Source organism: Delftia sp. NA_296.1 (genome assembly GCF_052692095.1).
Genome location: NZ_JBQZGF010000003.1, coordinates 103,733 through 119,307 on the forward strand (window position 1 = coordinate 103,733; position 15,575 = coordinate 119,307).

Below are 15,575 nucleotides of genomic sequence, written 5' to 3' on the forward strand. Positions count from 1 at the left end.
GGCCCGTGGCAGGAATCGCCGACCCGGGGCGTTGCACACCATGACGACATCCATTGAATCCGTCAGCCCGCCCGAGGACTCGGCGGCGCAGCTGCTGGAGTGCGAGCTGCTGGAGATTGCCGAGCAGGAGCTTGGGCTGAGCGGCCCGCAGGCCTTGTCCGTTGCCCAGGCCATGTTGCGCGGGTTGCGAAAGCGCTATGGCGGCATGCGCATGGGCGCACGCGGCGCCGCCATCTACGTGCCCGCGCCCAGCAAGAAGGAGCGCAACGAAGCCATCCGCCAGGAATTCAACGGGGTCAACCGCAAGCAGTTGCAGACCAAATATGGACTCCAGCGGGCTCAGCTGTACCGCATCCTGGGCAAGCGGTCAGACTCGGTTCGCAACGGTGTTTCCCCTCCGGAGACATCGCTTTCCGTAGAGGGCTGAGCCGTGCAGCGCAGCGGCGGACGGCGACCGCTGCTGCGCCTGGCATGTGCTTGAAAACAGTCTCATTTGTCGGCAGGAAATGAGACGCGAGGACAGAGAAACTGTCTGAACACGCCCAGCAGGGCGCAATGGAACCCAAGGATACAGGCGGTCTTTTTCCTATGTTCACCCACTCGAGAAACAACACCTTCAACACTGCGGCCCCGGTCGCAGGCTTGCCGGATGCAGCGGACGGTTGTATCCGCAGCCAGACGGCCGCCACCAGAGCGCGCGCCTGATGCTTCAGCTCGAATCCATCCTGGCCTCCCGCCTCAAGTCGTTGCCGGCCTTCGGGGGCTGGCACGTGAGCGGAGCCAGCGAGTCCGTCGACCGCTCGGCGGTGCCTGCTGCGCAGGTGCGCATGGCATCTGCCACAGGGGTGGCCGCCATGAGGACCGCGGCGCAGTTGCAGCCGACCTGGGTTGCCGCGCTGATGGTGCCGCGTGGCGCACAGGCTGCCGCCGCGCTGGGCGAGGCACTCGGGGCCTTGGTCGAAGCACTGCACAACTGGTCGCCGGGAGCGGTCGATGACCGCTTCTGGACCCCCTTCCAGTTCGTCTCCATCCAGGAGGCGGCTTTTCCCGACCCAGGCCTCGTGGGGTACGAGGCCGCATTCACCACCACGGCCCTGTTTGACGGCCAGCCGTGATTTCTTACCTTTGATTGGAGCAGCGACATGCCGATTGCACACCCGAAAAATGACTACCAGATTCCGCGAGGCCGCGTCTACATCGACCTCTATGACGCCAACGAGCAACTGACGGGCGAGATTCCCATGGGCAACTGCCCGGGCTTCACCCTCACCGTCGCGGCAGAAAAGGCTGAGCACTTCAGCAGCGAAGAGGGCATGTCCGAGAAGGACGGCAGCTGGCCCATCAAGGTCACCCGCACCGGCGCCCTGACCTGCGACAACATCAGCGCGCGCAATGTGGCCTCCTGGCTGTCCGGCACCCATGCGCTGAAGACACAGGACGCCACCCCCGTGGACAACGAGAGCCGCGCCGTGGTACCCGGCCGCCAGTACCAGCTGGGCGCCACCGCTGCCAATCCTCTGGGCGTTCGCAACGTCTCCACCGTGTCCATCAAGAGCGAGGACGGGCAGACCAGCTACGTCGCGGGCCGCGACTACAACCTGAGCCTGGAGACCGGCCGTGTCCAGATCATCGAAGGCGGCCAGATCGCCGCCGGCAAGGTGGTCTTCGGCTACACGCCCGTGGCCGGCCAGTTCGAGTCGGTGATGACGGGCGCCAAGACCGACATGACCTGTGCGATCCGCATCGTGTCCGACAGCGCTGCCGGCCTGGACAGCGACTGGTACATGCCGCTGGTGGCGCTCACGCCCACGGGCGAGATGCCTCTGATCACCGAGGACACCAAGCCCGTGAGCATGCAGTTCTCGCTGGAAGTTCTCAAGGGTCCCAACGCGCAGGCCATCTACCGCGACGGCCGTCCCGTGTCCATCCCCTGATGTGAACCATCCCACCTGGCCGTGTGCCGGGTGGTTCGCCCTGCCGCCTGGACAGGCGGCAGCGCCAACCAGACATGCCTACAAAAGAACCCTGAATCATGGACGAGAAACCCATTTCCATGCTCACCCGCGCCAAGGACGCCGCAGAGAAGGCGTTCGATAGCCTCAAGGCCAAGGCAGCCGAGGTGGGCACATCAATGCTCCAGAGTTTTGGTGCTGCGGCCAGGTCTGCTTTCGACAGCGCGGCAAAAGCGCTCAGCAATTTCCAGACGGTGATGGACGGTGTGCAGGCCGTGTTGCAAAGTTTGGCGGACAAGGGCGCCCAGGGAGCCCAGTCCTTCATGGCGCTCGGCACGGCGGCCGGCTCTGCGGTGAGCGGGATGGTGAGCCGGGGCGCGGCCTCGTTGGACAGTCTTGCCACCAAACTGTCCGAGGTGGGGGCATCCATGCTCAAGGGCTTTGGTGCTTCGGCTGGAGAGACCTTCAAGAATGCCGTCACGGCTGCGGCGGATTTCGAGTCGGCAATGGACCGTGTCCAGGTCGCCACCGGCAGTTCGGCCGAGGAGATGGCCGCGCTGACCAAGGCGGCCACGGATGCCGGACTCACCACGCAGTACTCGGGAGTGCAAGCTGCCGGTGCGCTGGAAAGTCTGGCGCAGGCGGGGTTGACGGCCCAGGAGAGCATTGCCACGTTGCCGGCGGTCCTGAACCTTGCGCAGGCCGGCGGCATGGAACTGTCCGCCGCCAGCGAAGCCGTGACCAAGGCGGTCTCGGGCATGGGCCTGCAATTCGAGGATGCAGGGCGCGTGGCGGATGTGCTGGCCAAAGGGTCGGTGCTCACCGGCACCAGTATCGGCAGCCTGGCCGAGACCCTGGGCACGGTGGGCCCTGCTGCCGGACGCGTGGGACTGAGCCTGGAGAGCACGGTGGCCATGATCGGCCAGTTTTCGCAGGCTGGGACCGATGCGGGGAAGGCCGGTTCGGCGTTCAACACCATCCTGGGCCAGTTCGCGGATCCGGCCAGCGCGTTCCGCAAGGAGCTGGGCGAGGCCGGCATTGTCACCGACGATTTCGAGCAGGCATTGCAGCAACTGGCCGGCAAGGGCCCGGAAGGTGCGCAGGCCATCAAGGCACTGGGGACGGAGGCCGGTCCCGTGCTGTCCGGGCTGCTCAGCCAGGGCATGGGCTCACTGAATGCTCTCTCCACCACGCTGGGCAACGCTTCCGGCAGTGCCGCCGACATGGCAGCAACCATGTCGGACAACCTCAATGGCTCGGTCAAGGGGTTCGAAAATGTCTGGGAGGGTGTCAAGACCACGCTAGGCACGCCCGTGCTGCCTGTTCTCAAGGAGGCGGTGGATGCGGTGGCAGAGGGCTTCCGCACCGCAGTTGCTGACGGCGCCATCGGGCGCTTCGGCGAATCGATTGCCGCAGCCTTCCGCTCCGGCCTGGAATTCGCCAAGGGCTTCATTTCCACGATCGATTTCAAGGCCGTGGGCGAAAAGCTGCAGGCCTTCGCGGACCAGGCCAAGGACGCCCTGACGCGGGTGCAGGAGTACGGCACGAACACCGGCAACGTGCTGAAGATTGCCTGGGGCACGATGAGCGCTGGCGTCAATGGCGTAATGACCGTCATCTATGGCCTGGGCGCGGGGTTCGCCGAGATCGCCAGCGCTGTCATGACCGGAGTGGCGAAGTTGCGCGAAGGTCTGGCCGCCGTGACGTTCGGCCAACTGTCCCAATCCTTCAAGCTGGCCGCGCAGGACGCCGAGGTGATGGCGGGCGGCTTCGGGGCTTCGGCCCAGGCCATGCGCGACAAGGCCGCCGAGTCCCTGCAGGCCGTGGCCGATGCCGCGCAGACGGCGCGCAATGGATTCACCGGCCTGGTGCAAGGCTCCCAGGAGGCCAGTACGGCGAGCGGCGAATCGGAGCGCGCCTTCCGGCAGATGGCTGCTTCCATCGAGGAGACCGGCCGAAAGAGCATGGAAACCAAGGTGGCGCTGGAGAGTACGGCTACGGCGACGGCCACCGCGTCACAAAGCGTCAGCCAGTTGCGCGCCGAATATCGGCAACTGATGGAGGCGGGCAACCTGCAGGCCGCTGCAGAGAAGCTGGAGGAAATCAACAAGATCCAGAAGGCGCTTCCCGAGTCCGCTCAGAGCGCGCAGCAGGCGGCCAAGGCGGTGGATGAAGCCTATACGGGCCTGGACAAGGGCAAAGCCTCCTTGCAAGGTCTCAAGTCCGAGGTGGACAAGACAGGGAAAAGCACCAGGGACCTGAAAGACGCTGCCGACAAGACGAAAGGCTCGAACGATCAGGTAACCCGTGCCGTGAACGACCAGCGTACTGCACTGGAGCGCTTGAATGCCGAGCGTGAGCGAGAGATCGCCGCGCAGGAAAAGGCCAACGAGCTCAAGGAACGAGAGCTGGAGCTGTACCGAAAGAAATGGAATATCGACAAGGAAGGCCACAGCCTGAACACCGCAGGCGAGCGAGTGGCACTCACCATTCTTTCGCGCACGGCCGTGCTCGAAATGGCCAAGGGCCAGGGGCTGGATGACGCGGCCGCATTGCGCGTCGTGGACCAGTTCGAGCAGCAGTACGACAAACCCGCCGGCATTTTCGGCGGGATCCAGGGCGGCGTGAATCCGAACGAGGTGAACAAGGCTATCGCCGATGCTGTTTTGCAGCAGGCGAGGGACAAGGTTGCCCAAGCGCAGAGGGCACCGCTGGAGTCTCCCCCCAACACGTCCACGGTTGGGGCCGCAGCTCGGGTCATCGACCTGCGGATCAACGGCAGCTCGCTGGGCAATGTAAGGACCGACGCCGATGGCGAACGGGCGATCGAACGCCTGCTGTCGGAGCTTGAGCGAAGCAAGAACCTTTCCGGAATATGACGATGACAGCCAAGAACCACCTATTGGGAACGCTTGAGATTCCCCGCGGGATGACCTGGACGGATGAATTCACATGGTCCGCCGTGGCGCGCAGTACGGCGCGCAGCATCACGGGGGCGCTGATCGTGGACGAAGCCGGCAAGTCTGCGGGACGTCCGATCACTCTGGAGGGGGATGAGTCCCATGGCTGGATCCGCCGCGCCACCTTGCTCGTGCTGCTGCAGATGGCTGGCGCCGCAGGCCAGGTCTACCGCCTGCGGCTGGCGGATGGCCGCAGCTTCGACGTGCAGTTTTCCGGCGACGAGCCCATCACGGCCCGGCCCGTCGGCAGGCCCGAGCTTCCCGCGCTCGCCAATCCCTATGTCGCAACGTTGCGGCTCATCACAGTTTGAGGAGTTGAAAATATGACAGTCAGAGACGGCGATATCCGCCTGCTCGAATCCAAGGTCATGACAGATGACGCCAACGGCGGCGGCGGCCCTACGGGCAACGTCATCGCCTGGGGCAAGAGCAATGGCGTCTTCGAGGACATCACCGAAGTGGACCGCGCCGGCGGCGACGTGAGCATCCGCCAGGTGCACGCGGCTGTGCAAACGCCCACCACTGAGCCGCTGATGGACACCAACATCATTGTCTCGGCCGTGCCCAACGATCCGAATGTGTCCATCACCATCGCGCCCTGCGGCGTATTCGCGCGTCGCTCGGAGATCGCCGCGGCCATCGCGGCCTACCTCATCCCGGGCACGGAGTGGGGCGGCTATCTGCTGGAGAACCACGTCCAGGGCCAGGCCTCAATCAAGATCTTTCACCGGCCCGGCACACCGGCGCCGACCATCGGCCGCACGCTGATCCTCGTCTACAACGAGGGGCTGGCCAGCCAGGTGCTGCAGTACGTGCGCGTGCTGCGCGCCGAGACCGAGACCCTGCAGTTTTCCTATTCCAGCAGCGGCGGCTACACGGACTACACGGCCAGCGTCACTACGTGCGAGATCACCCCCCGGCTGCGCAGCGCCTTCCCAGGGTCGCCTCCCAACCGGGGCTGGTCAATGGACCCCAGCAAGACGCGCATCCGGGACACCACCGTGGCGGACGCGGCCAGCTTCTATGGCGCCCAGCCCCTGACGGCAGCTGTGCAGCTGGGCGAGAGCATGCTGCGGGTGGCCAGCATCTACACCCAGCTGGTGCCCAACTCACGCACCGAGACTGCGGCGCTGGACCAGCGCCCGGCCGGCGTGCGGCAGCTGGTGCTCGCCACCTCGCCGCGCGAGATCCGCGTGCCCAATGCGCCGCACACGCGCCGCATCAAGGTCGGCCAGGAAAACCGCAGTTTCAGCTGGGTGGCCATCCTCAAGCCTTTCCCGGCGCCAAACACGCTGGCGGTCTCGTTCCAGGTCATGGGCGTCTGGTACACCGCCTCCGACAACGGCCAGGGCGAGCTGACCGGCTCGGCCGTGGGGACGGTCAACTATGCGAACGGCTCGGTGTCCGTGACGCTGCCTGCGCTGCCTGATGTGGGCAGCTCCATCATTTTCCAGTGGGGCGAGGCCTCGGCCTTCGTCAACCGCTCCAGCGCCACGGGCTGGCGACTGCCCGAGCACGCCATGCGCCTGCCGCACCAGGGCATCAAGCCGGGCTCGCTGGTCATCAAGTGGACCTCGGGCGGCGTGCTGCGCACGGCCACGGACAACGGCCAGGGTGACCTGCAGGGCGCCGCCACGGGCGAGATCAACTACGCATCAGCCGCGCTGCTACTGCGCCCGCAATTCATGATCGACGCAGGCGGGCAGTTCGCCATCGAGTACGACTATGCCGTGACGGTGAGCAAGAACGTCTCGGTCGTCCTCGACGCAGGCGGCTACGGCGCGATCACCCTGGACACCATCCCTGCGCCCGGCACCGTGTCCCTGGCGTGGATCACCGTGCGCAATCTCTCGGCCAGCTCCGGCGCCTCATCCGGTGGTACCTCGGCCTCCAAAAACGGCGGCAGCGGCAAATTCAGCTACCTGCCCCAGGTGCCCCCGGCGCCTGCGCCCGTCATCACTTCGCGTGTGCCTCTATCCGATGGATCGACCACAGGCAAGTACATGGCCCAGGGCGGTGCGCGCGCCAGCGGCGGGGCCGTCTATATCGAGGTCGGCGCCACCAGCTCTCCCGAGGGCAACCACTACGTGCCGCCCGACGTCGATGGCGTGGTCTGGACCGACGCCGAGTACACGGCGGGCGTCAAGTCCATCGGCGGCGTGGATTACCGGCGCTGGGGCGCCTGATCAATTAAGGGAGAAAAACCATGGCAGAAGTATCAGTGGGCCGCGTATCGGGCGGCGTTGTCATGCAGACAACAAGGACATCGGCAAGCTCGTCTTCGACACACAGCCGGTCCAGCTACCAGACAAGCAAGACCCAGGACACGGTGCGCCACCTGTTGACCGATGACGGCCAGGGCACGTTCGGCCCGGACGGCACCATCAACTACGCAGGCAAGTTCCTCAACATCAAGTTCGTCCAGCTGGACAGCAAGACCGAGGGCTACAACAGTGACTACGAAAACGCCCTGAGTTTTGAAGAAACCACGATGGGCGGCAATGGCAGCGACCCCAGCTTCTCCACCGTGTCCAAGGGCGGTGACCGCCGCGATACCTCGGTGAGCGAAGAACTGCTGGCGGCCAGCACGGTGGCGGTGACTTACGCCGAGGACTTCACCAGCGCGCAGCACCATGTGATGAATTTCACACCGGAGCCGGTGGTGCTGGACCTGTGCCCCTACACCACCGACTACATCGTGCCGGGCAGCGTGCGGTTTCGGTGGATGGGCCACGTCTATGAGGACTACGACGGCGTGGTTGTGCGCGACCGCACCTCCACCTCACCCGGCATCGTCGCCGGCGCGCTGGACTACTCCAGCGGCGTGGCGCGGATCTTTGACTACCTCGTCGACGGCCCGGCCACGGACCTGGTGGTCGAAAGCCTTTGGACTGTGCGTCAGAACTGGACCACGGCCAGCATCTTCATGCGCACGGCCGCCGCGCCCATCAAGCCCAGCGGCTTTGTCATGAACCTGTCCGATGCCACAGGCGAGCAGATCACGGCCTCGGCCGGCATCGACGGCCTCATCTCGGGCGCGCACCTGCGCGGCAAGATCGACTACCAGAGCGGCGTGGTGGAGCTGCAGTTCGGCGACTATGTGCTGGACACCTCGCTGACCGCTGCCCAGAGGACCGAATGGTGGTACTCGGCAGACGACATCGGTGCAGTGCAGCCGAACCGCATCTGGCGCCCCTGGCCCGTGGACCCGACCACGCTGCGCTACAACAGCGTCAGCTACTTCTACTTGCCGCTGGACGCTGATGTCATCGGCCTGGACCCGGTGCGCCTGCCGCCCGATGGCCGGGTGCCCATCTACCGGGTGGGCAGCTACATCGTGATCGGCCACACAGGCACGGTCGGCCCCGTCACAGTGGCCAACGGCCAGGTCATCAACTGCGGCCGCGTGCGGCTCTCGCGTGCCTATGTCATCGGCGCCGATGGCCAGCGTATCCAGCAGGGCTGGAGCGTGGATCTGGAGGCCGGCAAGATCACGGTTAGCGACATCACGGGCTGGGCCCAGCCGGTCACGTTCCAGCACCGCATCGAGGAGATGGCGCGCGTCAGCGATGTGCAGATCAACGGCATGCTGGCGATCACCAAGCAGCTGAGCCACGAGTTCCCCGTGGGCAGCGTGGTGTCCAGCGCGCTTATGGCCGGAACGTTGCGCGCCCGCGTCAGCCTGATGTTTGACCAGACCACCTGGACCAACAAATGGCAGGACACGGTGGACGGCACCGAGGCCCTCGCCAGCTACAACGATACCATCGCGCCCCTGCTCGTCACCAATGCCGGCGCGCTGCCCGAGCGCTGGATGTGCCGTTTCTTGAGCGCCACGACCTTTGAATTCATCGGCGAGCACGTGGGCAACCTGGGCACGGGCTCCACCAACGTGGATTTCGCGCCCATCAACCCGATCAGCGGCGTGCCCTACATCACCATCCGCGCCCTGGGCTGGGGCCAGGGGTGGAGCGCGGGCAACGTGCTGCGCATCAACACCGAGGGCGGGATTGCCCCCCATGCCCTCATCCGCACCGTGCAGCCTAGCGAGGCTGTGGCCGACGACTACCAGTTTGAGCACTTGGTGCGCGGCAGCGTCGACCGTCCCTGATTTTTTGGAGAGTACCCATGGCATCCCTTGTCGATACCAACGTCAAGCACTTTCTCTACAGCATGTACGGCGCCCCCGTGCAAAACGGCTTGGCCGGCAGCAAGATTGCCGTGCTCGACGCTTGCCTGGTCACGGGTTTCGGCCTGCGCGCGGCGACGCGCATCACGGTGGCAGCCGGCGTTGCCACGGTGGAGTTTTCGGTGGGCGCATCGCAGCCCCCCACGCCCGACAGCGTGCTGCTGATCGCCGGCGCCGCTCAGACCCTGCTCAACGGCGAGCAGCGCGTGACCGAGTCGTCCAGCGGTGTGTTCAAGTTCCGCACGGCCGCGCCCGACAGCGTGGACAACGGCACGGGCATCACGTTCAAGTTTGCGGCGCTGGGCTGGGCCAAACCGTTTTCTGGGACCAACCAGGCCGTGTATCGGTCCACCGATCCGCAGAGCTTGGGCATGTACCTCTATGTCGACGACCGCACAACGACCGCTGTATCCATGCGCGGCTACGAAAGCATGTCGGCCATCGACGCGGGGACCGGACCGTTTCCCAGCGCTGCGCAGCGAGCTGACGGCGCCTGGTGGGCCAAGAGCAATTCAGCGAATGCCAGCCCTACACGCTGGACGATTGTGGGTGATAGCCGGATTTTCTTCGACAACTCGGCACCAGCATCGCCAATCTCACCTACGAATACGGCGGGCGGGACGAGGGTATTTGGTGACTTGCTGGCATTGCGCAAGGCGGGGGATGCATACGCCTGTCTGATCTGTGGCGGCGTATCCCAGTCAAACGTCGTGAACACTCCCAACAATGGATCCATTGATTCGGCATCCAGTGGTTGGTACTTCTTGCCGAGGGCCATTACAGGTTTGGGGGGCAGCGTAGCCCCAGAGCTCAGGAGCTTTGCGTCAACCGGCGCCCCAGGATCTGGTTCTGACTCTGCGTTTGGAAATTTTCCGAGTGACGTTGACGGTGAGTTGAAACTCGCGCAGCTGTTTTTGAGCAATATGCCGGTTTCCGCCAATACGCCGCGTGCTGTAGTGCCGGGATACAGGTATGTGCCGCAGACGCAGGTAGCCCAGTATTTCGAGCGTGACTCGACATTGATCGAAGCCGTAAGCGGTCGCCGCCTCCTGGCCCTTCCGCATAGCTCCTCTGCATCCTCCCCGGCAGGCTTTGGCTTCATCGATATCACAGGGCCTTGGCGCTAACGGTATGGCCGAGTTGTCTTATCCAACCAGCCTGTTCCAGCCCACGGCAGTCGTGGGCCTGGGTGGGCGAGAACTTTACCGGGGCGCGTATGTCGTCCAGCGGCCTGGAGCGAGCCAACTGGACTACGTGCTGGGCGGCAACGGCCTGGGCCGCGTGCGCGGCCGCACAGTCGAGCAGGAAGACAAGAACAGTCCCAAGGTGCCTGTCTCGCGCCGCGTGCGTCTGTACCGCGACCGCGACGGCCTGCTGGTCCGCGAGGCCTGGAGCAACGCCCAGGGCGACTACGAGTTCGCGCGCATCGACAGCACCACCGCATACACCGTGCTCAGCTACGACCATGAGGGCGACTTCCGCGCCGTGGTCGCCGACCGCGTCACGCCGGAGGCCATGCCATGACACAGCGCAGTGTTGAAATCACGGTGCAGGCCAACGAGGCCCGCTTGCAGGGCCTGCGCGATCTGCTGCTGGACGTGGGTCCGGGCACGGCCTGCGTGCGCTTCTTTGCGGACGCCCAGCGGCCCGCCTTCGGCGAGCCCTCGGCCCTGCCCATGCTGGTGGAGCTGCCGCTGGCCAGACCCTGTGGCGAGATCGTGGCCGGCCGGCTGCGGCTGCTGGCCCGTGATGCGGCCGGCGCCATGATCCTGGAGTCCGGCATCGCCACCTGGGGCCGCGTCGTCTCGGCCAGCGGTGCGCTGGTGCTCGACGCGGATGTGTCGATCGAAGGTGGCGAGGGTCAGATCCAGATCCCGGACAGCACCCAGCTGTACGCGGGCGGCTATCTGACGCTGGCGCCGACCAGCTACATCGAGTAGCGCCATGGCACGCATTGAGCTGATCTTCCATCGCCCACGGGCCGCTGGCTCACCCAGCCAGATGGTGTTCGGCAACGAGGACGATTCGGGCCCGGGCTCGACTCAGGACGCAGTCGCACGGATGGCCATCCGGCTGCCGGGGACGAGCGTGGCCATCGGTGCCTTGCGTCGCAAGACCGCTGGCGCCGGCATTCGCCTTCCTGGGGCGCGCATGGCGCTTGGAGCGGCGTACCAGACGCGCACCGACAGGCCGGCCGTGGGGGGCACATTGTCGGGATTTGAAGAGGCCGCCCCGGCACAGGGCGGCCTGGTGTCTGTCTACCAGCAGGCGGCCATTGCCGGCAGGGTCACGCAGATTCGCGGTTGGCGAGCGCTGCACGCAGGCGCGGCCGCCGTGCAGCGCTGGCAGGACTCGGCGCGCCTGCGCCTGACCACGCGCCAAGGCATGGGCTTTGCCATGGACGTGGGGGGACTCACGGCCCAGGCCTGGCAAGAGGGTACGCGCTTGCGCCTGGCCACGCGCCAGGGCCTGGCCAACGCACTGGCTGGCCAGGCGGTTGTGCTGCAGAGGTTCCATGAGGGCATCATTTTGCGCCGTGCCATGCGGCAGGCTTTCAGCGACGGCCTCTGCGAAGGTGCCTGGCACGCCAGCAGCATGGGCGATGCCCGGGTGCTGGGCATCGTGATGGGCGGTGCCCGCCATCAGGACGCCATGGCGCCGCTGCCCGGCGTCACGCCGGGCCGCCCTGTCGATCCGCCCAAGCCGCCACCGTGCTATCGGCCGCCGCCGGGTGGGGCCGTCGAGCTGGCGTTCTCGAGCGTCTGGAGCGAAAGCTCCGAACTCGTGTTCATCTGCTGCAGGCCGGGCACGGATCCCCAACCACCCCGCTATGTCATCCCGCAACTGAAGGTTTACATGACAGTACACACGATGGAGGCAGCCCTGCTGCCGGGCATGGAAGCCGTTGCGCTGAGCGATGTGACGATCGCCAGCGATGACGACGGCTTCGGATGGAGCTTTTCGGCCAATGGTCCGGAACACCTGCTGGATCAACTGGCCCCGTCCGGGGGACTGCCTGCACGGCTGCGTGTGGTGGTCGATGGCATCGACTTCGTCTTTGTCGTACAAAGCCTGAGCCGCACGCGCAGCTTCGGCAACCACCGCGTGGCCGTACAGGGCGTGAGTGCCACCGCCTTGCTGAGCAGTCCCTACATGCCGGAGCAGACCTGGTTGAACACGGCGCCTGCCACGGCGCAGCAACTGATCCGCAATGCGCTGGAATTCACCGGCGTGCAGCTGGACTGGAAGGTGTCGGACTGGCTGGTGCCGGCCGGCGCATGGAGCCATCGTGGCACGCCGTTGTCGGCCGTGATGCGTGTGGCTGCTTCGATTGGCGCGGTGGTGAGCAGCCATCGGACGCAGGAGCGCCTGATCGTCGCGCCGCGCTTCGCACATCTGCCATGGAAGTGGGCGGATGCGACGCCGGACGTGCGCATGCCGGCGGACGTCATCGTGACGGACGAGCTGCGGCCCGAGCCGCGTGCCGCCTACAACGCGATCTATGTCAGCGGCCAGGCGGGCGGCATCCTCGGTCACGTGCGCCGGGCCGGGACGGCTGGCAACAGGCTGGCTCCCCAGGTCACGGATGCCCTGATCACCGAGGCCGTGGCTGCACGCCAGCGTGGCGAGGCCGTGCTGGGAGCATCGGGCAACAAGCTGGTCCAGTCCATCACCATGCCCTTGCTTTCCGGTGGGACGGCACCAGGCCTGATCCGGCCCGGCCAATTGATCGAAGTCGTCGATACCGACGAATCCTGGCGCGGCCTGGTCCGTGGAACCCGTCTCAGCGCTGCCATGCCCGTGGTTCGGCAGCAGATTACCGTGGAGCGCGCAACCGTATGAGCACCGTCAATCTCTTCAAGCGTCTTGTCCAACTGCTGCCTGACGAGCCTGTGCTCACGGGGCGTATCAGTGCAGTGCATGGCGACGGAACAGCGACGGTCGATCTGCCTGGCAATGGCCAATTGCGCGTACGCAATCCCCTGGGCAGCCAGGAGGGCAGCAGCGTCTATGTCCAGGGGCAGGCGATCACGGGTGAAGCCCCTCAATTGACCTATGTGCTCATTGATATCTAGGGGGTGCGCCAGGGCTTCGATGCAGGGTGATCGGGCGATTGGGTCCTGCTGCGGGTAGGCGCGGTCCCCGCGCTGCCGGCGCACACTGAAAACCGAGGGCAAATCCCCAATGCGGCCTTTCTGATGGGAAAAGCGCCTCGTTTATAATACTTGGCTTCGCTTATCACGGGTTGAGCGAACCATGCGAGGTCCAGGCGGCCAGGCGCATGCGATGTAAGCCCTTGAAATCTGAGGTGCCGCGCGGCCGACTGGCTTCGGTCCGCGATGCACCGTGACTTTGCGCAATACGGTGCGGGCTGCATGGCAGCCGGCACGGTCCAATCCCTCATAGGAACAAACATGGCCGTTACTGTTGAAACCCTTGAAAAGCTCGAGCGCAAGATCACGCTGAGCCTGCCCCTGAACTCCATCCAGAGCGAAGTCGAGAACCGTCTGAAGCAGGTGGCGCGCACCGTGAAGATGGACGGCTTCCGTCCCGGCAAGGTGCCGATGAGCGTGGTGGCCCAGCGTTATGGCTACTCGGTGCAGTACGAAGTGCTCAACGACAAGGTTGGCGAGGCTTTTGCACAGGCTGTCAACGAAGCCAAGCTGCGCGTGGCTGGCCAGCCCCGCATCTCCGAAAAGGAAGGCGCTCCCGAGGGCGAGGCCCAGTTCGAAGCCATCTTCGAAGTGATGCCTGAAGTCAAGATAGGTGACCTGACCTCGGCCGAAGTCGAGAAGCTGACCGCCGAAGTGGACGACGCCGCCATTGACAAGACCGTGGACATCCTGCGCAAGCAGCGCCGCACCTTCGCACAGCGCGCCCAGGCCGATGTGGCCGTGGACGGCGACCGCGTGACCGTGGACTTCGAAGGCAAGATCGACGGCGAGACCTTCTCCGGCGGCAAGGCTGAAGACTTCCAGTTCCTGGTCGGCGAAGGCCAGATGCTCAAGGAATTCGAAGACGCAGTGCGCGGCATGAAGGCTGGCGAGTCCAAGACCTTCCCGCTGGCATTCCCCGCTGACTACCACGGCAAGGACGTGGCCGGCAAGACCGCCGATTTCCTGGTGACGGTCAAGAAGATCGAAGCCGCCAACCTGCCCGAAGTGGACGAGGCCTTTGCCAAGGCACTGGGCGTGGCTGAAGGCACGGTCGAAGGCCTGCGCGCCGACATCAAGAAGAACCTGGAGCGTGAAGTCAAGTTCCGCGTCCAGGGCCGCAACAAGCAGGCCGTGATGGACGCCCTGGTGTCCAAGGCCGAGCTGGAACTGCCCAAGGCTTCGGTGCAGGCTGAAGTCGCACGTCTGCTGGAAGGCGCCCGCGCCGAGCTGCAGCAGCGCGGCATCAAGGACGCCGAGAAGGCCGAGATCCCTGAAGACGTGTTCCTGCCCCAAGCTGAGCGCCGCGTGCGCCTGGGCCTGGTGGTGGCCGAGCTGGTGCGCGCCAACGAGCTGCACGCCACGCCCGACCAGATCAAGGCCCACGTGGAAGAGCTGGCCGCCAGCTACGAAAAGCCCGAAGACGTGGCACGCTGGTACTTCGGCGACCGCCAACGCCTGGCTGAAGTCGAAGCCGTTGTCATCGAAAACAACGTGACCGAGTTCGTTCTGGGCAAGGCCAAGGTCTCCGACAAGGCCGTGTCCTTCGACGAACTGATGGGCCAGGCCTGAGGGTTTGAGCACCGCCTGCCTGCCGCTTCGTGAGATCGGCGGGCGGGTTGGCATCTGCGGGGCTTGTGCTTTGGCGCACAAGCCCCATTTTCTTTCCGGATACGGCTAAAGTAGCCCCCTAGTACTGGAGAAAACATGAGCGCATTGGAAACTCAGGGTTTGGGCATGATCCCAATGGTCATCGAACAGTCCGGCCGCGGAGAGCGGTCGTACGACATCTACTCGCGCCTGCTCAAGGACCGGGTGATCTTCCTGGTGGGCCCTGTCAATGACCAGACGGCCAACCTCGTCGTGGCCCAGCTGCTGTTCCTTGAAAGCGAAAACCCCGACAAGGACATTTCGTTCTACATCAACAGCCCTGGCGGCTCCGTGAGCGCCGGCCTGGCCATCTTCGACACGATGAACTTCATCAAGCCCGATGTGTCCACGCTGTGCACCGGCATCGCAGCCAGCATGGGCGCCTTCCTGCTGGCCGCTGGCACCAAGGGCAAGCGCTTTGCGCTGCCCAACTCCCAGGTCATGATCCACCAGCCGCTGGGCGGCATGCAGGGTCAGGCCACCGAGATCGAGATCCACGCACGCGAGATCCTCAAGACCCGCGAGCGCCTGAACAAGATCCTGGCCGAGCGCACGGGCCAGCCGCTGGAAAAGATCCAGCACGACACCGAGCGCGACTACTTCCTGTCCGCCGAGGAAGCCAAGGACTACGGCCTGGTCGATCAGGTGATCAACAAGCGCTCCTGAAGTC

General features: G+C 65.2%; 14 protein-coding genes. All 14 read left to right on the forward strand.

Features of this window, described 5'->3' with window-relative positions:
- The first annotated feature begins 40 nt into the window (after positions 1–40).
- The 14 genes from ACUTR7_RS08305 (at position 41) to clpP (ending at position 15,571) form a co-directional block, all read left to right on the forward strand.
- On the forward strand, positions 41–427 hold the full coding sequence (locus ACUTR7_RS08305; protein WP_353180005.1) for a Mor transcription activator family protein: 387 nt from the start codon (positions 41–43) through the stop codon (positions 425–427).
- A 277-nt stretch (positions 428–704) separates the two neighbouring features.
- Positions 705–1,115: a hypothetical protein gene (locus tag ACUTR7_RS08310; RefSeq protein ID WP_207443856.1), complete on the forward strand. Its 411-nt coding sequence runs from the start codon at positions 705–707 to the stop codon at positions 1,113–1,115.
- A gap of 27 nt (positions 1,116–1,142) precedes the next feature.
- Positions 1,143–1,934 carry a phage tail tube protein gene (locus ACUTR7_RS08315; RefSeq protein WP_445608580.1) on the forward strand — a complete coding sequence of 264 codons (792 nt, stop codon included), beginning with the start codon at positions 1,143–1,145 and terminating at the stop codon, positions 1,932–1,934.
- Positions 1,935–2,032: 98 nt separating this feature from the next.
- A complete protein-coding gene (locus ACUTR7_RS08320) occupies positions 2,033–4,831 on the forward strand; it encodes a phage tail tape measure protein (protein ID WP_445608581.1) in 2,799 nt (932 codons plus the stop codon).
- 2 nt (positions 4,832–4,833) lie between these two features.
- Entirely contained in the window at positions 4,834–5,223 is a 390-nt protein-coding gene (locus tag ACUTR7_RS08325) for a hypothetical protein (RefSeq protein ID WP_445608582.1), read from the forward strand.
- A gap of 12 nt (positions 5,224–5,235) precedes the next feature.
- Positions 5,236–7,098 carry a hypothetical protein gene (locus ACUTR7_RS08330; RefSeq protein WP_445608583.1) on the forward strand — a complete coding sequence of 621 codons (1,863 nt, stop codon included), beginning with the start codon at positions 5,236–5,238 and terminating at the stop codon, positions 7,096–7,098.
- Between the two features lie 20 nt (positions 7,099–7,118).
- Positions 7,119–9,023 carry a hypothetical protein gene (locus tag ACUTR7_RS08335; protein WP_445608584.1) on the forward strand — a complete coding sequence of 635 codons (1,905 nt, stop codon included), beginning with the start codon at positions 7,119–7,121 and terminating at the stop codon, positions 9,021–9,023.
- A 17-nt stretch (positions 9,024–9,040) separates the two neighbouring features.
- A complete protein-coding gene (locus ACUTR7_RS08340; protein WP_445608585.1) occupies positions 9,041–10,228 on the forward strand; it encodes a hypothetical protein in 1,188 nt (395 codons plus the stop codon).
- 4 nt (positions 10,229–10,232) lie between these two features.
- A complete protein-coding gene (locus tag ACUTR7_RS08345; protein ID WP_013803269.1) occupies positions 10,233–10,625 on the forward strand; it encodes a hypothetical protein in 393 nt (130 codons plus the stop codon).
- Positions 10,622–11,041 (forward strand): hypothetical protein, encoded by a 420-nt coding sequence (locus ACUTR7_RS08350; RefSeq protein WP_017406048.1) that lies wholly within the window; start codon positions 10,622–10,624, stop codon positions 11,039–11,041. The genes ACUTR7_RS08345 and ACUTR7_RS08350 overlap by 4 nt, the downstream gene beginning before the upstream one ends.
- A gap of 4 nt (positions 11,042–11,045) precedes the next feature.
- Positions 11,046–12,944: a hypothetical protein gene (locus tag ACUTR7_RS08355; protein ID WP_445608586.1), complete on the forward strand. Its 1,899-nt coding sequence runs from the start codon at positions 11,046–11,048 to the stop codon at positions 12,942–12,944.
- Entirely contained in the window at positions 12,941–13,177 is a 237-nt protein-coding gene (locus ACUTR7_RS08360) for a hypothetical protein (protein ID WP_445608587.1), read from the forward strand. Before ACUTR7_RS08355 ends, ACUTR7_RS08360 begins: the two co-directional genes overlap by 4 nt.
- Positions 13,178–13,516: 339 nt before the next feature.
- The gene (tig, locus tag ACUTR7_RS08365; protein WP_012204528.1) at positions 13,517–14,827 is read left to right on the forward strand and encodes a trigger factor; all 1,311 of its coding nucleotides are present in this window, start codon (positions 13,517–13,519) and stop codon (positions 14,825–14,827) included.
- A gap of 135 nt (positions 14,828–14,962) precedes the next feature.
- Positions 14,963–15,571, forward strand: a complete 609-nt coding sequence (gene clpP / locus ACUTR7_RS08370) for an ATP-dependent Clp endopeptidase proteolytic subunit ClpP (RefSeq protein WP_012204529.1) — start codon at positions 14,963–14,965, stop codon at positions 15,569–15,571.
- The last annotated feature ends 4 nt before the right edge of the window (positions 15,572–15,575 follow it).

Bases quoted from the DNA above. Each gene is read 5' to 3' on its own strand.
- ACUTR7_RS08320 (WP_445608581.1), top strand. From the start codon at position 2,033: ATGGACGAGAAACCCATTTCCATGCTCACCCGCGCCAAGGACGCCGCA.
- ACUTR7_RS08360 (WP_445608587.1), top strand. From the start codon at position 12,941: ATGAGCACCGTCAATCTCTTCAAGCGTCTTGTCCAACTGCTGCCTGAC.
- ACUTR7_RS08350 (WP_017406048.1), top strand. From the start codon at position 10,622: ATGACACAGCGCAGTGTTGAAATCACGGTGCAGGCCAACGAGGCCCGC.
- ACUTR7_RS08335 (WP_445608584.1), top strand. From the start codon at position 7,119: ATGGCAGAAGTATCAGTGGGCCGCGTATCGGGCGGCGTTGTCATGCAG.
- ACUTR7_RS08305 (WP_353180005.1), top strand. From the start codon at position 41: ATGACGACATCCATTGAATCCGTCAGCCCGCCCGAGGACTCGGCGGCG.
- tig (WP_012204528.1), top strand. From the start codon at position 13,517: ATGGCCGTTACTGTTGAAACCCTTGAAAAGCTCGAGCGCAAGATCACG.
- ACUTR7_RS08340 (WP_445608585.1), top strand. From the start codon at position 9,041: ATGGCATCCCTTGTCGATACCAACGTCAAGCACTTTCTCTACAGCATG.
- ACUTR7_RS08325 (WP_445608582.1), top strand. From the start codon at position 4,834: ATGACAGCCAAGAACCACCTATTGGGAACGCTTGAGATTCCCCGCGGG.
- ACUTR7_RS08330 (WP_445608583.1), top strand. From the start codon at position 5,236: ATGACAGTCAGAGACGGCGATATCCGCCTGCTCGAATCCAAGGTCATG.
- ACUTR7_RS08315 (WP_445608580.1), top strand. From the start codon at position 1,143: ATGCCGATTGCACACCCGAAAAATGACTACCAGATTCCGCGAGGCCGC.
- ACUTR7_RS08345 (WP_013803269.1), top strand. From the start codon at position 10,233: ATGGCCGAGTTGTCTTATCCAACCAGCCTGTTCCAGCCCACGGCAGTC.
- ACUTR7_RS08310 (WP_207443856.1), top strand. From the start codon at position 705: ATGCTTCAGCTCGAATCCATCCTGGCCTCCCGCCTCAAGTCGTTGCCG.
- clpP (WP_012204529.1), top strand. From the start codon at position 14,963: ATGAGCGCATTGGAAACTCAGGGTTTGGGCATGATCCCAATGGTCATC.
- ACUTR7_RS08355 (WP_445608586.1), top strand. From the start codon at position 11,046: ATGGCACGCATTGAGCTGATCTTCCATCGCCCACGGGCCGCTGGCTCA.